This is a genomic window from Pantoea sp. Cy-640 (assembly GCF_011752635.1).
Lineage (GTDB): Bacteria > Pseudomonadota > Gammaproteobacteria > Enterobacterales > Enterobacteriaceae > Pantoea > Pantoea dispersa.
Window position 1 is genome coordinate 914,804 of the sequence record NZ_VWXB01000001.1, and the last position, 16,345, is coordinate 931,148.

General features: G+C 55.9%; 12 protein-coding genes. 8 read left to right on the forward strand and 4 right to left on the reverse strand.

Annotated elements, in window-relative coordinates; all coding sequences use genetic code 11:
• The first annotated feature begins 37 nt into the window (after positions 1 to 37).
• Complete coding sequence (locus F3J36_RS04575) at positions 38 to 913, forward strand: D-hexose-6-phosphate mutarotase (RefSeq protein ID WP_166719017.1); 876 nt, start codon at positions 38 to 40, stop codon at positions 911 to 913.
• 24 nt (positions 914 to 937) lie between these two features.
• Here the strand turns inward: F3J36_RS04575 and F3J36_RS04580 are convergent, their stop codons facing one another.
• The gene (locus F3J36_RS04580; RefSeq protein ID WP_166719018.1) at positions 938 to 1,786 is read right to left on the reverse strand and encodes an aldo/keto reductase; all 849 of its coding nucleotides are present in this window, start codon (positions 1,784 to 1,786) and stop codon (positions 938 to 940) included.
• Between the two features lie 83 nt (positions 1,787 to 1,869).
• The gene (locus tag F3J36_RS04585) at positions 1,870 to 2,619 is read right to left on the reverse strand and encodes a MipA/OmpV family protein (protein ID WP_166719019.1); all 750 of its coding nucleotides are present in this window, start codon (positions 2,617 to 2,619) and stop codon (positions 1,870 to 1,872) included.
• 409 nt (positions 2,620 to 3,028) lie between these two features.
• On the opposite strand from F3J36_RS04585, the gene yeaG reads away from it, so the two are divergent.
• The 6 genes from yeaG (at position 3,029) to F3J36_RS04615 (ending at position 11,754) form a co-directional block, all read left to right on the forward strand.
• On the forward strand, positions 3,029 to 4,963 hold the full coding sequence (yeaG, locus tag F3J36_RS04590; protein ID WP_021510057.1) for a protein kinase YeaG: 1,935 nt from the start codon (positions 3,029 to 3,031) through the stop codon (positions 4,961 to 4,963).
• A 90-nt stretch (positions 4,964 to 5,053) separates the two neighbouring features.
• Positions 5,054 to 6,328, forward strand: coding sequence for a YeaH/YhbH family protein (locus F3J36_RS04595; RefSeq protein ID WP_166719020.1), 1,275 nt, complete (start codon positions 5,054 to 5,056; stop codon positions 6,326 to 6,328).
• Positions 6,329 to 6,559: 231 nt separating this feature from the next.
• Entirely contained in the window at positions 6,560 to 8,287 is a 1,728-nt protein-coding gene (locus F3J36_RS04600) for a potassium/proton antiporter (protein ID WP_021510055.1), read from the forward strand.
• Between the two features lie 75 nt (positions 8,288 to 8,362).
• Entirely contained in the window at positions 8,363 to 8,596 is a 234-nt protein-coding gene (locus F3J36_RS04605; protein WP_166719131.1) for a DUF1480 family protein, read from the forward strand.
• A gap of 377 nt (positions 8,597 to 8,973) precedes the next feature.
• Positions 8,974 to 10,440: an undecaprenyl-phosphate galactose phosphotransferase WbaP gene (gene wbaP, locus F3J36_RS04610; protein WP_058757724.1), complete on the forward strand. Its 1,467-nt coding sequence runs from the start codon at positions 8,974 to 8,976 to the stop codon at positions 10,438 to 10,440.
• A gap of 120 nt (positions 10,441 to 10,560) precedes the next feature.
• Positions 10,561 to 11,754 (forward strand): multidrug effflux MFS transporter, encoded by a 1,194-nt coding sequence (locus F3J36_RS04615; RefSeq protein ID WP_166719021.1) that lies wholly within the window; start codon positions 10,561 to 10,563, stop codon positions 11,752 to 11,754.
• Here the strand turns inward: F3J36_RS04615 and dadX are convergent.
• Positions 11,747 to 12,817 carry a catabolic alanine racemase DadX gene (gene dadX / locus F3J36_RS04620; protein WP_166719022.1) on the reverse strand — a complete coding sequence of 357 codons (1,071 nt, stop codon included), beginning with the start codon at positions 12,815 to 12,817 and terminating at the stop codon, positions 11,747 to 11,749. The genes F3J36_RS04615 and dadX overlap by 8 nt on opposite strands.
• A gap of 21 nt (positions 12,818 to 12,838) precedes the next feature.
• Positions 12,839 to 14,140, reverse strand: a complete 1,302-nt coding sequence (locus F3J36_RS04625; RefSeq protein WP_088517977.1) for a D-amino acid dehydrogenase — start codon at positions 14,138 to 14,140, stop codon at positions 12,839 to 12,841.
• A gap of 499 nt (positions 14,141 to 14,639) precedes the next feature.
• Here F3J36_RS04625 and F3J36_RS04630 point away from each other — a divergent pair, with 499 nt between their 5' ends.
• Positions 14,640 to 16,175 (forward strand): SpoVR family protein, encoded by a 1,536-nt coding sequence (locus F3J36_RS04630; RefSeq protein WP_031280208.1) that lies wholly within the window; start codon positions 14,640 to 14,642, stop codon positions 16,173 to 16,175.
• Positions 16,176 to 16,345: the final 170 nt, after the last annotated feature.

The following is a 16,345-nucleotide window of genomic DNA, read 5'->3' on the forward strand; positions in this document are numbered from 1 at the left end:
CCCCTTTTTTTTCGATTGGATGAGAGAAGGTCTGACAATGCACAATTCGCTCTTTAACTTGCCCGTGGTGACGCAGATCACCCCTTACCTGTCGCAGCGTCAGATGGGTGAATTGCCGATTCTGGTGATCAGCCATCCGAAAGTGCGCGCCGCCATTGCCCTGCAGGGTGCGCACCTGCTGGCATGGCAGCCGGCCGGTCAGCAGCCCGCCATCTGGCTCAGCGACAAGACGCCGTTCGTCAGCGGAAAAGCCATTCGCGGCGGCGTGCCGGTCTGCTGGCCGTGGTTTGGTCCGGCAGGTGAGCCTGCGCATGGCTTTGCCCGTAATCAGCCATGGACGCTGACGGCGCATGATGAGAACGAAGATGCGGTCATGCTGACGTTCACGCTGGAAAGTAATGCACAAACGAAAAAACTGTGGCCGCACGACTTCACGCTGCTGGCGCGCTTCCGCATTGCTGAACACTGTGAGATTGAGCTGGAAGCCTGGGGCGATTATGAAGCCACTGCCGCGCTACACAGCTATTTTCAGGTGGCGGACATTGCGCAGGTTGAAGTCAGCGGGCTTGGCAACAGCTATATCGACAAGGTGCAGGACAATGCCATTAGTAGCGCAGCGGACGGTAAACAAACCTATCCCGATCGGGTTGATCGCATTCATACCGCAGCGGAAGACTGCAGCGTGATTCACGATCGCGCCGGTAAGCGCCAGATTGAAGTCTACCATCATTATCAAAGTGACGTTGTCACCTGGAATCCTGGCCCGGCACTGTCCTGCAGCATGGCCGATATGCCTAATGATGGTTATAAAACGATGGTGTGCGTGGAGACGGCGCGGATTAACAAGCCGATGAAAAGTGCCGGAGAAACCCCTGCCCGCCTCGGCGTCACGCTGAGAATCCGCAATAAGTAATGCTGAACGGCGCACTCGCGCCGTTTACACCACATCCAGCGCCAGTTTGTGCTGCGGCGGCGGAAAAGCGCTATCCAGCAGCGCCAGCTCATCGCTGGTCAGGGTGATATTCAGGGCCGCCGCATTCTCCTGCACGTGCGCCACGCTGCCCGCCTTGGGGATGGCCATTACGCCCGGCTGGCGAATCACCCAGCTCAGCAGCAATTGAGCGATGCTGATGCCCTTCTGTTGTGCAATCTGCTGCAGAGTCGCATCGTCAAACAGCGCCTGACGCAGCCGTCCGGCCTGTGCCAGCGGACAGTAAGCCATGACGGGCGTATGGTGCTGCTGACAGAGCGGCAGTAAATCGAATTCAATACCGCGCGAAGCCAGATGGTACAGCACCTGATTAGTCGCGCAGCCCATACCACCGGCTTCACTCCACAGTTCCTGCAGATCGTCGCTATCAAAATTGGAGACGCCCCAGTGGCGGATTTTGCCCTGCTGCTGCAGCGTTTGCATGGCGCGCACGGTCTCTTCCAGCGGAACATTACCGCGCCAGTGCAACAGATAAAGATCGAGATAGTCCGTCTGCAGACGGCGCAGACTGCGCTCACAGGCGTCAATCGCATCGACCTCACCGGCGTTCCACGGGTAAACTTTTGATACCAGCCAGGCTTGATCGCGCCGGCCGCGCAGCGCTGCGCCGACCACCTCTTCCGCGCCGCCTTCGGCATACATCTCAGCGGTATCGATCAGTTTCAGTCCGGCGTCCAGTCCAGCCTGCAGCGCAGCGATTTCCTGCGCCCGCTGTGCCGGATTTTCGCCCATATACCAGGTGCCCTGGCCGATAGCCGGTAACGGCGTATCGTCGTTAAACTGAATTGTCTTCATCTCACCTCCCGTTGCGCCATCACGGGGCGCAATAATGGTGCAAGGTAACAAAAACGCCTCATTATGAGGCGTTCGTGCGGTCATCAGAAGCTATAGCTGACGCCGGTCCACAGCGTAAACTGACCGTCTTTATCCACCATCGGACTGTCTTTGATTTCACTGGCGAAGCGGGTGTAACGGCCTGACAGGCTGGCGTTCCAGCTCTCGCTGATCTGATAGCTGGCGTTCATCTCGACGTAAGGCGACCAGCTGTCGTCCGGGTGATAGCGATCGATGCCGGTACGCACGCTTTCGTGACCGGAAACGCCGTAGTAATAGCGGTTTTGGTTGGCACTGTTCCACATTGCGCCAATGCCCGGTGTCAGGCTGAACGCGCCGAAATCAAAGCGGTACAGGTAGGTCAGGTCCCAAATCATGCCGTTGCTGTTATTCAGCACATCGCCCAGCAGCGCGGTACGCACAATCCCCCAGTCAGCAACGTGACGATAAGTCGCGCCGGCCATCAGCGTCATACGACGCTTGTCCAGCCCTTTCATGTCGCCCAGATCGTTATCTTTTGGGTCATACTGCTGCGGCGAGCCCAGCAGCGTTAACGACAGCTGATTCTGCGGGTCTTTCCACAGGTAATATCCGCCCTGTAGGCTGCGGAACCAAAAGTTTTCCCCCTCATAATTGATGACCGGGATCGGCAGATAACGGTCCTGGCCGCCGCGGTACGGCGACTGGGCATAAATAACCGAAGCCCCAAGTGACACGGGTTCAGCGTAAGTGCTGAACGCCGCAAAATAGCAAGGACACATCAGAGCAAGCGCTTTAAGTTTGAAATGGTTCACAATTTATTCATTCCATTAATATAACAATCACACGCAGAGTCTAACCAAATTTTGCCACTGGTTTAACTTTTAATGTTGATTTCCTTTTTATCCTGTCAGAAGCGTCTGAGACGCAGCGCACCTGTTGACGCAAGGGCGTGACGGCCTTAGCGCTTATGAGACTTTGTTATTGATATATCGCTAAATAAGGAGAAAAGACGGAGCAATTTTTCTGATTGCCTTCTACAGTAAAAGTAAGACGAGAATTTTTTGTACGAGCAGAGTAACCATAAGAATTGTGAATCCCGATAAAAAATCGTCAGGTTGGCATAAGGGTTGCTGTACTCAATAAAGAATATCTTCCGGGAGCTGCAAGAGCATCTTATTACGCTCCTTTACCTGTGCTAAAAACGAAAGGACGGGCATCGCTATGAATATATTCGATCACTATCGTCAGCGTTATGAAGCTGCCAAGGACGAAGAGTTCACACTGCAGGAATTCCTCACCATTTGTAAGCAGGATCGCAGTGCATACGCCAACGCGGCAGAACGACTATTGATGGCCATCGGTGAGCCTGTGATGGTCGATACTGCCCAGGAGCCTCGCCTTTCCCGCATCTTCTCTAACCGCGTCATCGGACGCTACCCTGCCTTTGAAGAGTTTTACGGTATGGAGGAAGCGATTGAGCAGATCGTCTCCTACCTGAAACACGCCGCGCAGGGGCTGGAGGAGAAGAAACAGATTCTGTACCTGCTCGGCCCGGTGGGCGGCGGTAAATCCTCGCTGGCCGAACGGCTTAAAGCGCTGATGCAGCGCGTGCCGATCTATGTGCTGAGTGCCGACGGTGAACGCAGCCCGGTCAATGACCATCCACTGTGCCTGTTTAATCCGCAGGAAGACGCCAATATTCTGGAAAAAGAGTACGGCGTACCGCGGCGTTACCTTGGCACCATTATGTCGCCGTGGGCGGCAAAACGGTTGCATGACTTTGGCGGCGACATCACCCGCTTCAAAGTGGTGAAAGTGTGGCCGTCGATTCTGGAACAGCTGGCTATCGCCAAAACCGAACCGGGTGATGAGAACAACCAGGATATTTCAGCGCTGGTGGGTAAAGTGGATATCCGTAAGCTGGAAAACCACGCGCAGAACGATCCGGACGCCTATGGCTATTCGGGTGCGCTGTGCCGCGCCAACCAGGGCATCATGGAATTCGTGGAGATGTTCAAAGCACCGATTAAAGTGCTGCACCCGCTGCTGACCGCCACTCAGGAAGGTAACTATAACGGGACCGAAGGGATTTCCGCCCTGCCGTTTAACGGCATCATTCTGGCGCACTCCAACGAATCAGAGTGGGTGACATTCCGTAACAACAAGAACAACGAAGCTTTCCTTGACCGTGTGTACATCGTGAAAGTGCCTTACTGCCTGCGCGTGTCCGAGGAGATCAAGATTTATGAAAAACTGCTCAACCACAGTGAGCTGACCACCGCGCCCTGCGCGCCCGGCACGCTGGAAACGCTGGCACGTTTCTCGATTCTGTCGCGCCTGAAAGAGCCGGAAAACTCCAGCATCTACTCGAAGATGCGCGTCTATGACGGTGAAAGCCTGAAAGACACCGATCCAAAAGCGAAATCGTGGCAGGAGTATCACGATTACGCCGGGGTGGATGAAGGCATGAACGGCCTGTCGACCCGCTTCGCGTTTAAGATTCTGTCACGCGTGTTTAACTTCGACCATGCCGAAGTAGCGGCTAACCCGGTGCACCTGTTTTACGTGCTGGAACAGCAGATTGAGCGCGAGCAGTTCCCGCAGGATCAGGCGGAGAAGTATCTGGAACACCTGAAAGGCTATCTGATTCCAAAATATGCGGAGTTCATTGGCAAAGAGATTCAGACCGCTTACCTCGAATCCTATTCGGAGTATGGTCAGAATATTTTTGACCGCTACGTCACTTACGCAGATTTCTGGATTCAGGATCAGGAGTACCGCGATCCGGATACCGGCCAGCTGTTCGATCGTGAATCACTCAATGCCGAGCTGGAAAAGATCGAGAAACCTGCCGGGATCAGTAACCCGAAAGATTTCCGTAACGAGATTGTCAACTTTGTGCTGCGCGCACGGGCGCAGAATAACGGACGCAATCCAAACTGGACCAGCTACGAAAAACTGCGCACGGTGATCGAGAAGAAAATGTTCTCCAACACCGAGGAGTTGCTGCCGGTGATTTCGTTCAACACCAAAACATCCACGGACGAACAGAAAAAACACGACGATTTTGTCGATCGCATGATGGAAAAAGGTTATACCCGCAAGCAGGTGCGTCTGCTGTGTGAATGGTATCTGCGCGTGCGCAAATCGTCATAATCGACAGCGGTAAGCTACGCGGCATCCACATGCCGCCTGAGGAGGCCGGACCCGTTCCGGCCTGGCTTACAGCGTAGTTTGGGGGAATTTATGGCCTATTTCATCGATCGGCGTCTTAACGGCAAGAATAAAAGTGCGGTCAACCGGCAGCGCTTTTTGCGCCGTTATAAGTCGCAAATCAAACAGTCGATCTCCGAGGCCATCAACAAGCGTTCGGTCACCGACGTGGAGAGTGGCGAATCGGTGTCGATTCCTATCGACGACATCAACGAGCCGATTTTCCATCAGGGGCGCGGCGGCAGTCGCCATCGCGTGCATCCGGGGAACGATCACTTTGTGCAAAACGACCGCATTGAGCGGCCGCAGGGGGGCGGTGGTGGCGGCAGCGGTCAGGGCAATGCCAGCCAGGACGGAGAAGGTCAGGACGAGTTCGTGTTTCAGATTTCGAAGGATGAGTACCTCGATCTGCTGTTTGAAGATTTAGCGCTGCCTAACCTGCGCAAAAATCAGCATCGCCAGCTCAATGAGTACAAAACTCACCGCGCGGGCTTCACCTCGAATGGCGTGCCGGCCAATATCAGCGTGGTGCGCTCGCTGCAAAACTCGCTGGCGCGACGAACCGCCATGACCGCAGGCAAGCGTCGCATGCTGCACGAACTGGAAACCACACTGAGCGAAGTTGAGAACAGCGAGCCGGCGCAACTGCTGGAAGAGGAGCGGCTGCGCAAGGAGATTGCGGAACTGCGGGCGCGCATTGAACGCGTGCCGTTTATCGACACCTTTGACCTGCGTTACAAGAATTTCGAGAAGCGGCCTGAACCGTCCAGTCAGGCGGTGATGTTCTGTCTGATGGACGTTTCCGGTTCAATGGACCAGGCGACCAAGGATATGGCGAAACGCTTTTATATTCTGCTTTATCTGTTCCTCAGCCGGACTTACAAAAACGTCGATGTGGTGTATATCCGTCACCATACTCAGGCGAAAGAAGTCGATGAACAGGAGTTCTTCTACTCACAGGAGACCGGCGGCACTATCGTCTCCAGCGCGCTTAAGCTGATGGATGAAGTGGTAAAAGAGCGTTATGACCCGTCGCAGTGGAATATCTATGCGGCGCAGGCCTCGGACGGCGATAACTGGGCGGATGACTCACCGTTGTGTCATGAAATTCTGGCGAAGCATATTCTGCCGGTGGTGCGCTACTACAGCTACATTGAGATTACCCGACGGGCGCACCAAACCCTGTGGCGTGAGTATGAGCATCTGCAGGCAATGTTTGATAACTTTGCCATTCAGCACATCCGCGAGCCGGAAGACATCTACCCGGTATTTCGTGAGCTTTTCCATAAACAGGTCGCTGAAGCCTGAGTTTACCAGCCGGTCACCGACCGGCTTTTTCTTTACCCCGCCCGGCTTAACCCCTCTGAAAACCCTGCTGTTTTTCTGTGCGGATTTAACCTTCTATGGGATAGCGCGCCACAGAATGAAAAAATGTGCAATTAACCGCTGACAAGCTATTGATAAGGCATTATCTTTTCACCTTGTCTGTGTGAATTGCCCGCAATTTGCTTTTTTATGCCCCGCCGCAGGAGAACGCCGTTGAATGCCAGCATGATTTACAGTTTGTTCATTATTGGTTCCGTGCTGGTCGCAGCAAGTATTCTGCTGAGCTCCTTCTCGTCGCGTCTCGGTATCCCGATTCTGGTGATCTTCCTGGCGCTGGGGATGCTGACCGGCGTGGACGGCATCGGCGGTATTGCCTTTGATAACTACCCGGTGGCCTATCTGGTGTCCAACCTGGCGCTGGCCATCATTCTGCTCGACGGCGGCATGCGCACCAAGGCCAGCTCGTTCAAGGTGGCGCTTGGTCCGGCGCTGTCGCTGGCCACCGTTGGCGTGATGATTACCGCCGGCCTCACCGGTCTGGCTGCCGCCTGGCTGTTTAAGCTCGATCTGATGCAGGGCTTCCTGATTGGCGCCATTATCGGCTCGACCGACGCCGCAGCGGTGTTTTCACTGCTGGGCGACAAAGGGCTTAACGAGCGCGTCAGTTCCACGCTGGAGATTGAATCAGGCAGCAACGATCCAATGGCGGTGTTTCTTACCATTACGCTGATCGACATGATCCAGCAGGGGCAGAGCGGCCTGAGCTGGATGTTTGTGGTGCATCTGGTGCAGCAGTTCGGCCTGGGCATTGTGCTCGGACTGGGCGGCGGCTGGGCGCTGCAGCAACTGATCAACCGCATCAGCCTGGCGCAAGGGCTCTATCCGCTGCTGGCGCTGAGCGGCGGCATCATTGTGTTTGCCCTGACCACAGTGATGGAAGGCAGCGGCATTCTGGCGGTCTATCTGTGTGGTTTCCTGCTGGGCAACAGCCCGATTCGTAACCGACACGGCATTCTGCAAACTTTCGACGGCATGGCCTGGCTGAGCCAGATTGGTATGTTTATCGTGCTCGGCCTGCTGGTGACGCCTTCTGACCTGTGGCATATCGCGCTGCCGGCGATGATTCTCTCGCTGTGGCTGATTCTGGTGGCGCGTCCGCTGTCGATTCTGGTCGGGCTGCTGCCGTTTAAAGGCTTTACCGGGCGTGAACGCATCTTTATCAGCTGGGTAGGCCTGCGCGGTGCGGTGCCGATCATCCTCGCGGTGTTCCCGATGATGGCCGGGCTGGAGAATTCCAAACTCTACTTCAACATCGCCTTCTTCGTGGTACTGGTATCTCTGATGCTGCAGGGCACGTCGCTGGGCTATGCCGCTAAACGGGCTAAGGTGGTGGTACCGCCGACCGCATCGCCCATCAGCCGCGTCGGGCTGGATATCCATCCGGAAAATCCGTGGGAGCAGTTCGTTTATCAGCTCAGCGCCGACAAATGGTGCGTCGGTGCGGCGCTGCGCGATTTGCAAATGCCGCGCGAAACGCGCATTGCCGCCCTGTTCCGCGATAATGCGCTGATGCACCCCAACGGCAATACGCGTCTGAAAGAGGGTGACGTGCTGTGCGTTATTGGCCGTGAGCGCGATTTGCCGGCGCTGGGCAAAATGTTCAGCCAGACGCCGCCGGTGGCGCTGGATCAGCGCTTCTTTGGTGACTTTATCCTTGATGCCGAGGCGCGCCTGCGCGATGTCGCGCAGATCTATGGCCTCGAGCTCGATGAAGAGACCAACGATCAGCAGTCGCTCGGCCAGTTGATTATGGGTCTGCTCGGCAGCACGCCAGTGGTGGGAGATCAGGTCGAGTGGAACCAGCTGACGTGGACGGTGGCGGAAAAAGAGGATAACCAAATCGTCAAAATCGGGGTGCGCGTGCGGGAAGAGAAGGAATAATCTGAGGCCGTATCGCTCGTAAACTGCGTGTCAGCGTCTATGATCACTATTCCACCCAGCAAACGGGAGAAGATGATGGGACACGTGGTGAAGATTGGTCGTTACGAGATCGTCGATGCAGTAATGGATGTGGAGAAGCTGGATACCGTCGGCATCCCCTGCCATACCAACCCCGGCCTGAGTTATCAGCTCGACGGCTGGGATCATGAAACCAGCGTACCGGCGTGGATTGATGGCGAACCGGTCGATCTGCAGATCGGCCACTATGACAAGCAGCAAGACCGCTGGATATTGAAAAAACCGGCCTGACATTTTCCTCACCGCCATTCACTTTGACTGGCGGTCATTCCGAAAAGTAGTCTTAAAATAGTCTGTTATTTCACGGCACCTTTTAATTTAATAATATTTTTCAAGAGATTAGGCAGTTTATACTTTAATCAAATATTGTTTTTTCAGACTCTTTCCATATTAACTCTGTCAAATAACTCCTGCATACTCTTAAACGTTGCTGCAGCTTTTCGTGACGTAAATCACGTCTCAAACGGCCCTTTCCATGCAGCGCTTATGGCAGCACTGACTCATATCTCGCTGAATATTATTTTATTTCTGCTTTCAGCGGACGACTCCTGAGCGCGTACTTGATTCTGGTCAGGCCATCTTTTACTTAAGAAAAGAGAGCAGGTTTTATGGCAAGTACATTGGTAATGAACGATGCAACCCGCTCGTGGAGCGGACTGCGTAAAAATCTCATCGCGAAAGTGGCACTCAGCTTTTCGGATTTAATTGCACTGAACCTGGCATTATTTTTATCCGCGGCCACCGTCCAGGGTATTTGGGGAGAACTGGACAGTTTTATTCCGCCGCAGCAAATTGAATACCGCTTTGTCGCACAGTTAGGCCTGTCAGTGCTGTGCACAGCCTGGTTTTGGGTGCGTATGCGCCACTACACCTACCGCAAACCGTTCTGGTTCGAGCTGAAAGAAATCGTCAAAACGCTGTTTGTGTTTTCGTTGCTGGATCTGGCGCTAATTGCCTTTTCCAAATGGGACTTCTCGCGCATGGTGTGGGTATTTAGCTGGACCTATGCCCTGCTGCTGCTGCCGCTAATGCGCGCCGGCGTGAAGCGTGCCATCAACCGCGCGGGCCAGTGGCAAAAAGAGACCATTATCATCGGCTCCGGTAAAAACGCCATGGAAGCCTACGCAGCGCTGCAGAGCGAGGAGATTCTGGGCTACAACGTGCAGGCGTTTATCTCGCTGGATGATGAGCCTCACCAGGAAAGTGTTAACGGCGTGCCGGTTATTACCTGGAAAGACATCAACTGGCAAACCATGGACCGTGACAACACGCAATTTATCGTCGCCACCGAATTTGAACAGCAGGTGGTGCGCGATAAATGGCTGAAGTTTCTGTCCAAGATGAAATGCCGCTCAATTTCGGTTATCCCTACGCTGCGCGGTGTGCCGCTGTATGGCACCGATATGTCGTTTATCTTCAGCCATGAAGTGATGATCCTGCGCGTCAGTAACAACCTGGCGAAACGCTCATCGCGTTTCCTCAAGCGCACCTTCGACGTAGTGGTTGCCTCGCTGCTGCTGCTGTTTCTTGCCCCGGTATTCGGTCTGCTGTGCTGGATGGTAAAACGCGATGGCGGGAATGCCATTTACGGCCACGAACGCGTCGGGCAGGATGGCGTGAAGTTTAAGTGCCTGAAGTTCCGTTCAATGGTGACCAACTCGCAGGAAGTGCTGCAGAATCTGCTGGCCACCAGTGCCGAAGCGCGCGCTGAGTGGGATCGTGATTTTAAACTGAAGAACGATCCGCGCATCACCAAAATCGGTGGCTTCCTGCGCAAAACCAGCCTGGATGAACTGCCCCAGCTGTGGAACGTGATTCGCGGCGAAATGAGTCTGGTGGGACCGCGTCCGGTGATTGAAGCCGAACTGGAACGCTACGCGGGCGATGTTGACTACTATCTGATGGCCAAACCGGGCATGACCGGTCTGTGGCAGGTCAGCGGGCGTAACGATATTGACTACGACACACGCGTCTATTTTGACTCCTGGTACGTGAAGAACTGGGCGTTGTGGACCGACATCGCCATTCTGTTCAAAACCGCTGGCGTGGTGCTGCGCCGCGACGGTGCTTACTGATACCCTCGACGCGATGTCTGCGCCGTGCCGGCAGACATCGCCTTTTCGTTTTAGCCCTTTCTTTTTGGTCGCAGACTCATTACCCTTCTCGCCTGTTTAACAGGACGTTACTGGTTCGTAATGCAAAAGTTTACCCTACTCCTTTTGAGCCTGGTGCTGCTGGCACCGCTGGGCATTGATCTCTACCTCCCCACGCTGCCGCAGATTGCCGACGGTCTTAACAGCCCGGTCAGTCTGATCCAGACCACCATTCCGCTGTTTTTGCTGGTGATGGGTATCGGTCAGCTGGTTACTGGTCCGCTGGTGGATAATTTTGGCCGTAAGCCGATCGCGCTGATCGGCCTCGCGCTCTACATCATCGGCAGCGCAGTGGCCGCAACCGCCACCGTCTGGCCGGTGTTCTTCCTGGCGCGCCTGATTCAGGGCTGCGCGGTATGCTGTAGCGCAGTGGTGGCATTCAGCGGCGTGCGCGATCGGCTGAGCGGCGATGCCGCGGCGCGGGCTTATGGTTTCCTCAATGGCGCGCTGAACATCGTGCCGGCGCTGGCACCGCTGCTCGGCGGTATTCTGGCGGAAGCCTATGGCTGGCGTGCGCCCTTCTGGTTCCTGTGCGGTTATGCGCTGGTAATTGGCATTATTGTAGTGGTCGCACTGCCGGAAACGCGTCCGGCGGACACGCTGCGTGTTAACGGGCTGCCACTGGCGCAGTATGCTGCCATCGCCCGGCAGCCGCGCTTTCTCGCTTTCGCCTTTGCCAACGCGGGCGCGCTCGGCATGGTGCTGACCTACGTTTCGCTGGCGCCGCACGTGTTGATGACCGAAGGTGGCCTGACGCCGCTGCAGTTCTCGTTTGCCTTTGGCGCCAACGGTTTCTGGATCATGCTGGTCAGCGCCTTTGTTAATAAAACCATTCGTAAGGCGGGCCGCCCGTTTTGTCTCGCCATGGGGTTTGTCACCATGCTGCTTGGTGCGCTGCTGCTGGTGGCGGGGATGACGCTGTTACCTGCGGACTGGCAAACCCACTGGTCGCTGTACATGATTCCGGTGGCGATCTCGGTGGCCGGCCTGGCCTTCACCGTCGGTCCGGCCACCAGTTATGCGCTGGAGCCCTATCAGCAGCAGGCGGGTGTGGCGGCAGCGCTGCAGGGATTTATTCAGATGGCGGGTGGTGCGGGCGGCAGCCTGGCGATGGTGGCGCTGCCGGTGGCAGAGAAATCAGCGTTAGCGCTGATGATGCTGGTGGGTGCAGCGCTGGCGCTGATCGCCTGGCGCTGCAGTAAGAACATGCATGGTACAGTGACGGCGCTTAACTAAGCGTGACCGGGACGCGCGGCGCGAGTGCACACATCAGCTCGTAGCCTACCGTTCCGGCGGCTTTCGCTACCTCATCAATTTTCACCTCGTTGCCCCACAGCTCCACGCGCGAACCGATACCCGCCTGCGGGCAGGGTTCGAGGTCAATCATCATCATATCCATCGAGATTGCCCCGAGCGTTTGCGTGCGGATACCGTCAACGCTGACCGGCGTACCGGTCGGCGCATGGCGCGGATAGCCGTCAGCATAGCCACAGGCCACAATACCAATACGCTGTGGCGCGGCCGCGTGGTAGCGGTAACCGTAGCCAACGCCCTCGCCGGCACCGATCTGCTGTATGCCAATAATTTCACTGCTGAGCGTCATTACCGGCTGCAGACCGGTACTGGCGATATCCTGCCAGTCGCCGCTCGGTGACGCGCCGTAGAGAATAATCCCGGGCCGCACCCAGTCAAAATGCGCCTGCGGATGCCACAGCGTGGTCGCTGAGTTAGCAAGCGAACGCGGACAGTTCAGCCCTTCCGCCGCCTGTTCGACGCGCTGCATGGGTTCCACCAGCCCCTGCGGGTTTTCCGCATCGGCAAAGTGCGCCATCAGCGTCATTTCCCCCACGTTGGGCAACGCACGCAGCTTGTGCCAGGCCGCCTGTGCCTGTTCCGGACGAAAACCGAGACGGTTCATGCCGCTGTTAATCTTCAGATAAACATCGACTGGCGCCGACAGCTGCGCCTTCGCCAGCGCCTGAATCTGCCAGTTACTGTGTACGCTGGTGGTCAGGCGATAGCGATCGATCAGCGTCAGGTCATCGGCGTGAAAGAAGCCTTCCAGCAGCAGAATCGGCTTTTTCCAGCCCTGCTCGCGCAGCAGGATCGCCTCTTCCATATTCAGCAGCGCGAAACCGTCGGTCTCCGCCAGACTCTGCCATACGCGGGCAAGGCCGTGGCCGTAGGCATTGGCCTTCACCACCGACCAGACGCGCGCGTGCGGTGCCGCCTGACGCACAATCGCCAGATTGTGGCGCAGCGCCTGTTGATTAATGGTGGCACCCGTAGGACGTGACATGTTTTTACTCTCCCTGAAGTATCAGCGCGTCGCGCTGGCATTACGCAGCGGCGATGCCGGGGCCGCAAAGCCCGGCAGATAACGCAGCACCGACAAGTCGTCGGCGGCGATGGCCGGTTTACGTCCCGAAATCAGATCGGCCAGCAACTGGCCGGAACCACAGGCCATCGTCCAGCCCAGCGTACCGTGGCCGGTGTTCAGCCAGAGATTGGTCAGCGGCGTGCGCCCAACAATTGGCGTGCCATCCGGCGTCATCGGGCGCAGTCCGGTCCAGAACGTAGCCTGTTCAACATACCCGCCTTCAGGATAGAGATCGCGGACCACCATCTCCAGCGTTTCACGTCGTGCCGGCAACAGTTTGGTGTTAAAACCAACGATTTCGGCCATGCCACCGACGCGAATGCGGTCATCGAAGCGTGTCACCGCCACTTTATAGGTCTCATCCAGAATGGTGGAGACCGGCGCGCCCTGCGGATCTTTGATCGGAATAGTCAGGGAATAGCCTTTCAGCGGATAGACCGGAATCGACACGATGTCTTTCAGCAGCGCCGTGGAGTAGGAGCCAAACGCCACGACGTAAGCATCGGCTTTGATGACCTCATCGCCGCACTTCACACCATAGATGCGATTGCCTTCGCGCAACAGCTGATCCACCGACGTGTCATATCGGAAAGTGACGCCGGCTGCGGCGGCCATCGCCGCCAGACGCTGGGTAAACAGCTGGCAGTCACCGGTTTCGTCATTCGGCAGGCGCAGGCCGCCGGTCAGCTTGTGCGCGGTACCCGCCAGCGCCGGCTCCACACTGTGCAGCTGATGCGCTTCCAGCAGCTCATAAGGCACACCCGCTTCACGCAGTACCGCGATGTCTTTGCTGGCGCTGTCAAACTGTTGCTGCGTACGGAATAGCTGCAAAGTGCCGCCCTGGCGCCCTTCATAGGCGATGCCGGTGCTACTGCGCAGTGCCTTCAGGCAGTCTCGGCTGTATTCGGCGATGCGCACCATACGGCCTTTGTTTTCCTGGTAGTGACGCATGTCGCAGTTGCGCAGCATATTCCACATCCACTCCAGCTGGAACCTGCTGCCGTCAAGTCGCACCGCCAGCGGTGCGTGTTTCTGAAACATCCACTTTACCGCCTTGAGCGGTACACCGGGCGCCGCCCAGGGTGCCGCATAGCCGGGCGAAATCTGCCCGGCATTGCCGGCACTGGTTTCCAGCGCCGCGCCGGGCTGGCGATCGATTACGGTGACGTCATGCCCCGCCTGCGCCAGATACCACGCACTGGCTACCCCTACGACACCACTACCCAGAATGACTACACGCATAAGCCCCTCATCGCGAAAAGCATAATTAACTGGTATCACCATCGGGTTTAGCATAACCCGATGGCTGAACTGATATTACATTCGACCCTTTCATTTCACATGTTTTTCACTTAACTGCACACTGAAATCATGCGCTCGCGCCAAAATCAGAGTTTTTTGTGCCTTAAAAGCGTTAACCAGCGAATTATTATGCGAAAGGCAGAGCATCTCACTTTTTTCAGGAGAAAGCGCCGCAGTCATATCGCGCGCTTATAAACAGGATTTAATGCTGCAATTTATCAACCAGATAACACATAACCTTATTAGCTACCAAAGCACGCCTATTATGATGATTTTGTACCAAAAGAATTCGATTGAGTTCCCGCATCGGATAAGCGACAGTGGACTATCATTGAAGTGTTCGCTCAGTTTTTTTGGGCTGTCTTTCTCAGGATGAAGCCTTAAACGATCGTGACAGGTGACACTCTGTTGCCTGCCGCTTGCAAAACAGAGGTGCGCTATGACGACAATGTTTGACGAGCCAACCCGCAACAGCAAACGACTCAGTGACGGTCCCGACTGGACCTTTGAACTGCTTGATGTCTACCTGGCGGAGATCGACCGCGTAGCCAAAAGCTATGGGCTCGATACCTACCCGCACCAAATCGAAGTGATCACCTCCGAGCAGATGATGGATGCCTACTCCAGCGTGGGAATGCCCATCAATTATGCCCACTGGTCGTTCGGCAAGAAGTTCATCGAAACCGAGCAGCGCTATAAACATGGCCAGCAGGGACTGGCGTATGAAATCGTCATTAACTCGAATCCCTGTATCGCTTATCTGATGGAAGAGAACACCATGACCATGCAGGCGCTGGTGATGGCGCATGCCTGCTACGGTCACAACTCTTTCTTCAAAAATAACTACCTGTTTCGCAGCTGGACCGATGCCAGCTCAATTGTCGATTACCTGCTGTTCGCGCGTAACTACATCTCTGATTGCGAAGAGCGTTATGGCGTGGAAGAGGTCGAGCGGCTGCTGGACTCCTGTCATGCGCTGATGAACTATGGCGTCGATCGCTATAAACGCCCGCAAAAGATTTCGCTGCAGGAAGAGAAAGCGCGGCAGAAAAGCCGGGAAGAGTATCTGCAGAGTCAGGTCAATACGCTATGGCGTACCCTGCCACGCAAAGAAAAAGAGTTTACTCAGGTCGAGGCGGCGCGCTATCCCTCTGAGCCGCAGGAAAACCTGCTGTACTTTATGGAAAAGAACGCGCCACTGCTGGAGTCGTGGCAGCGTGAAGTGCTGCGCATTGTGCGTAAAGTCAGCCAGTATTTTTACCCGCAGAAACAGACCCAGGTGATGAATGAAGGCTGGGCGACCTTCTGGCACTACACCATCCTGAATCACCTGTACGATGAGGGCAAAGTGTCGGAACGCTTCATGATGGAATTCCTGCACAGCCATACCAACGTGGTGTATCAGCCGCCGTATAACAGCCAGTGGTATAACGGTATCAACCCGTATGCGCTGGGCTTTGCCATGTTCCAGGACATCAAGCGCATCTGTCAGTCGCCAACTGAGGAAGATCGCTACTGGTTCCCGGACATCGCTGGCTCCGACTGGCTGAAGACGCTGCATTTCGCCATGCGCGAGTTTAAAGACGAGAGTTTTATCAGCCAGTTTCTGTCGCCGAAAGTGATGCGGGATTTCCGTCTGTTTACAGTGATGGACGACGATCGCAATAACTATCTTGAGATTGCCGCCATTCATGATGAGGCGGGATATCGTGCGATTCGTCAGCAGCTCTCAGCGCAGTACAATCTGAGCAATCTGGAGCCGAATATTCAGGTGTACAACGTTGACCTGCGCGGTGACCGTTCTCTGACGCTACGCTATGTGCCGCAGCAGCGCGCCCCGCTCGATAAGAGCCGTCGCGATGTGCTGAAGCATGTGCATCGGCTGTGGGGTTTTGATGTCAATCTGGAACAGCAGAACGAAGATGGCAGCGTGGAGCTGCTGGATCGCTGCCCGGCGCGCGGACCAGCGCTTTGAGAGGAAGATAAAACGCGCAGGGTTGCGCTGGACCTGCCGCATCGGCTGCTGCCGGGCCAGGTCCTCGCGCCGCTACGCGGTACCTGCGGCGTTTACGTTACGCCTTACGGACCGGCCGGTATCGGTCATCCTGACCGGCCCGGCCTGATTCCCGCTTCCCACGGGAATCT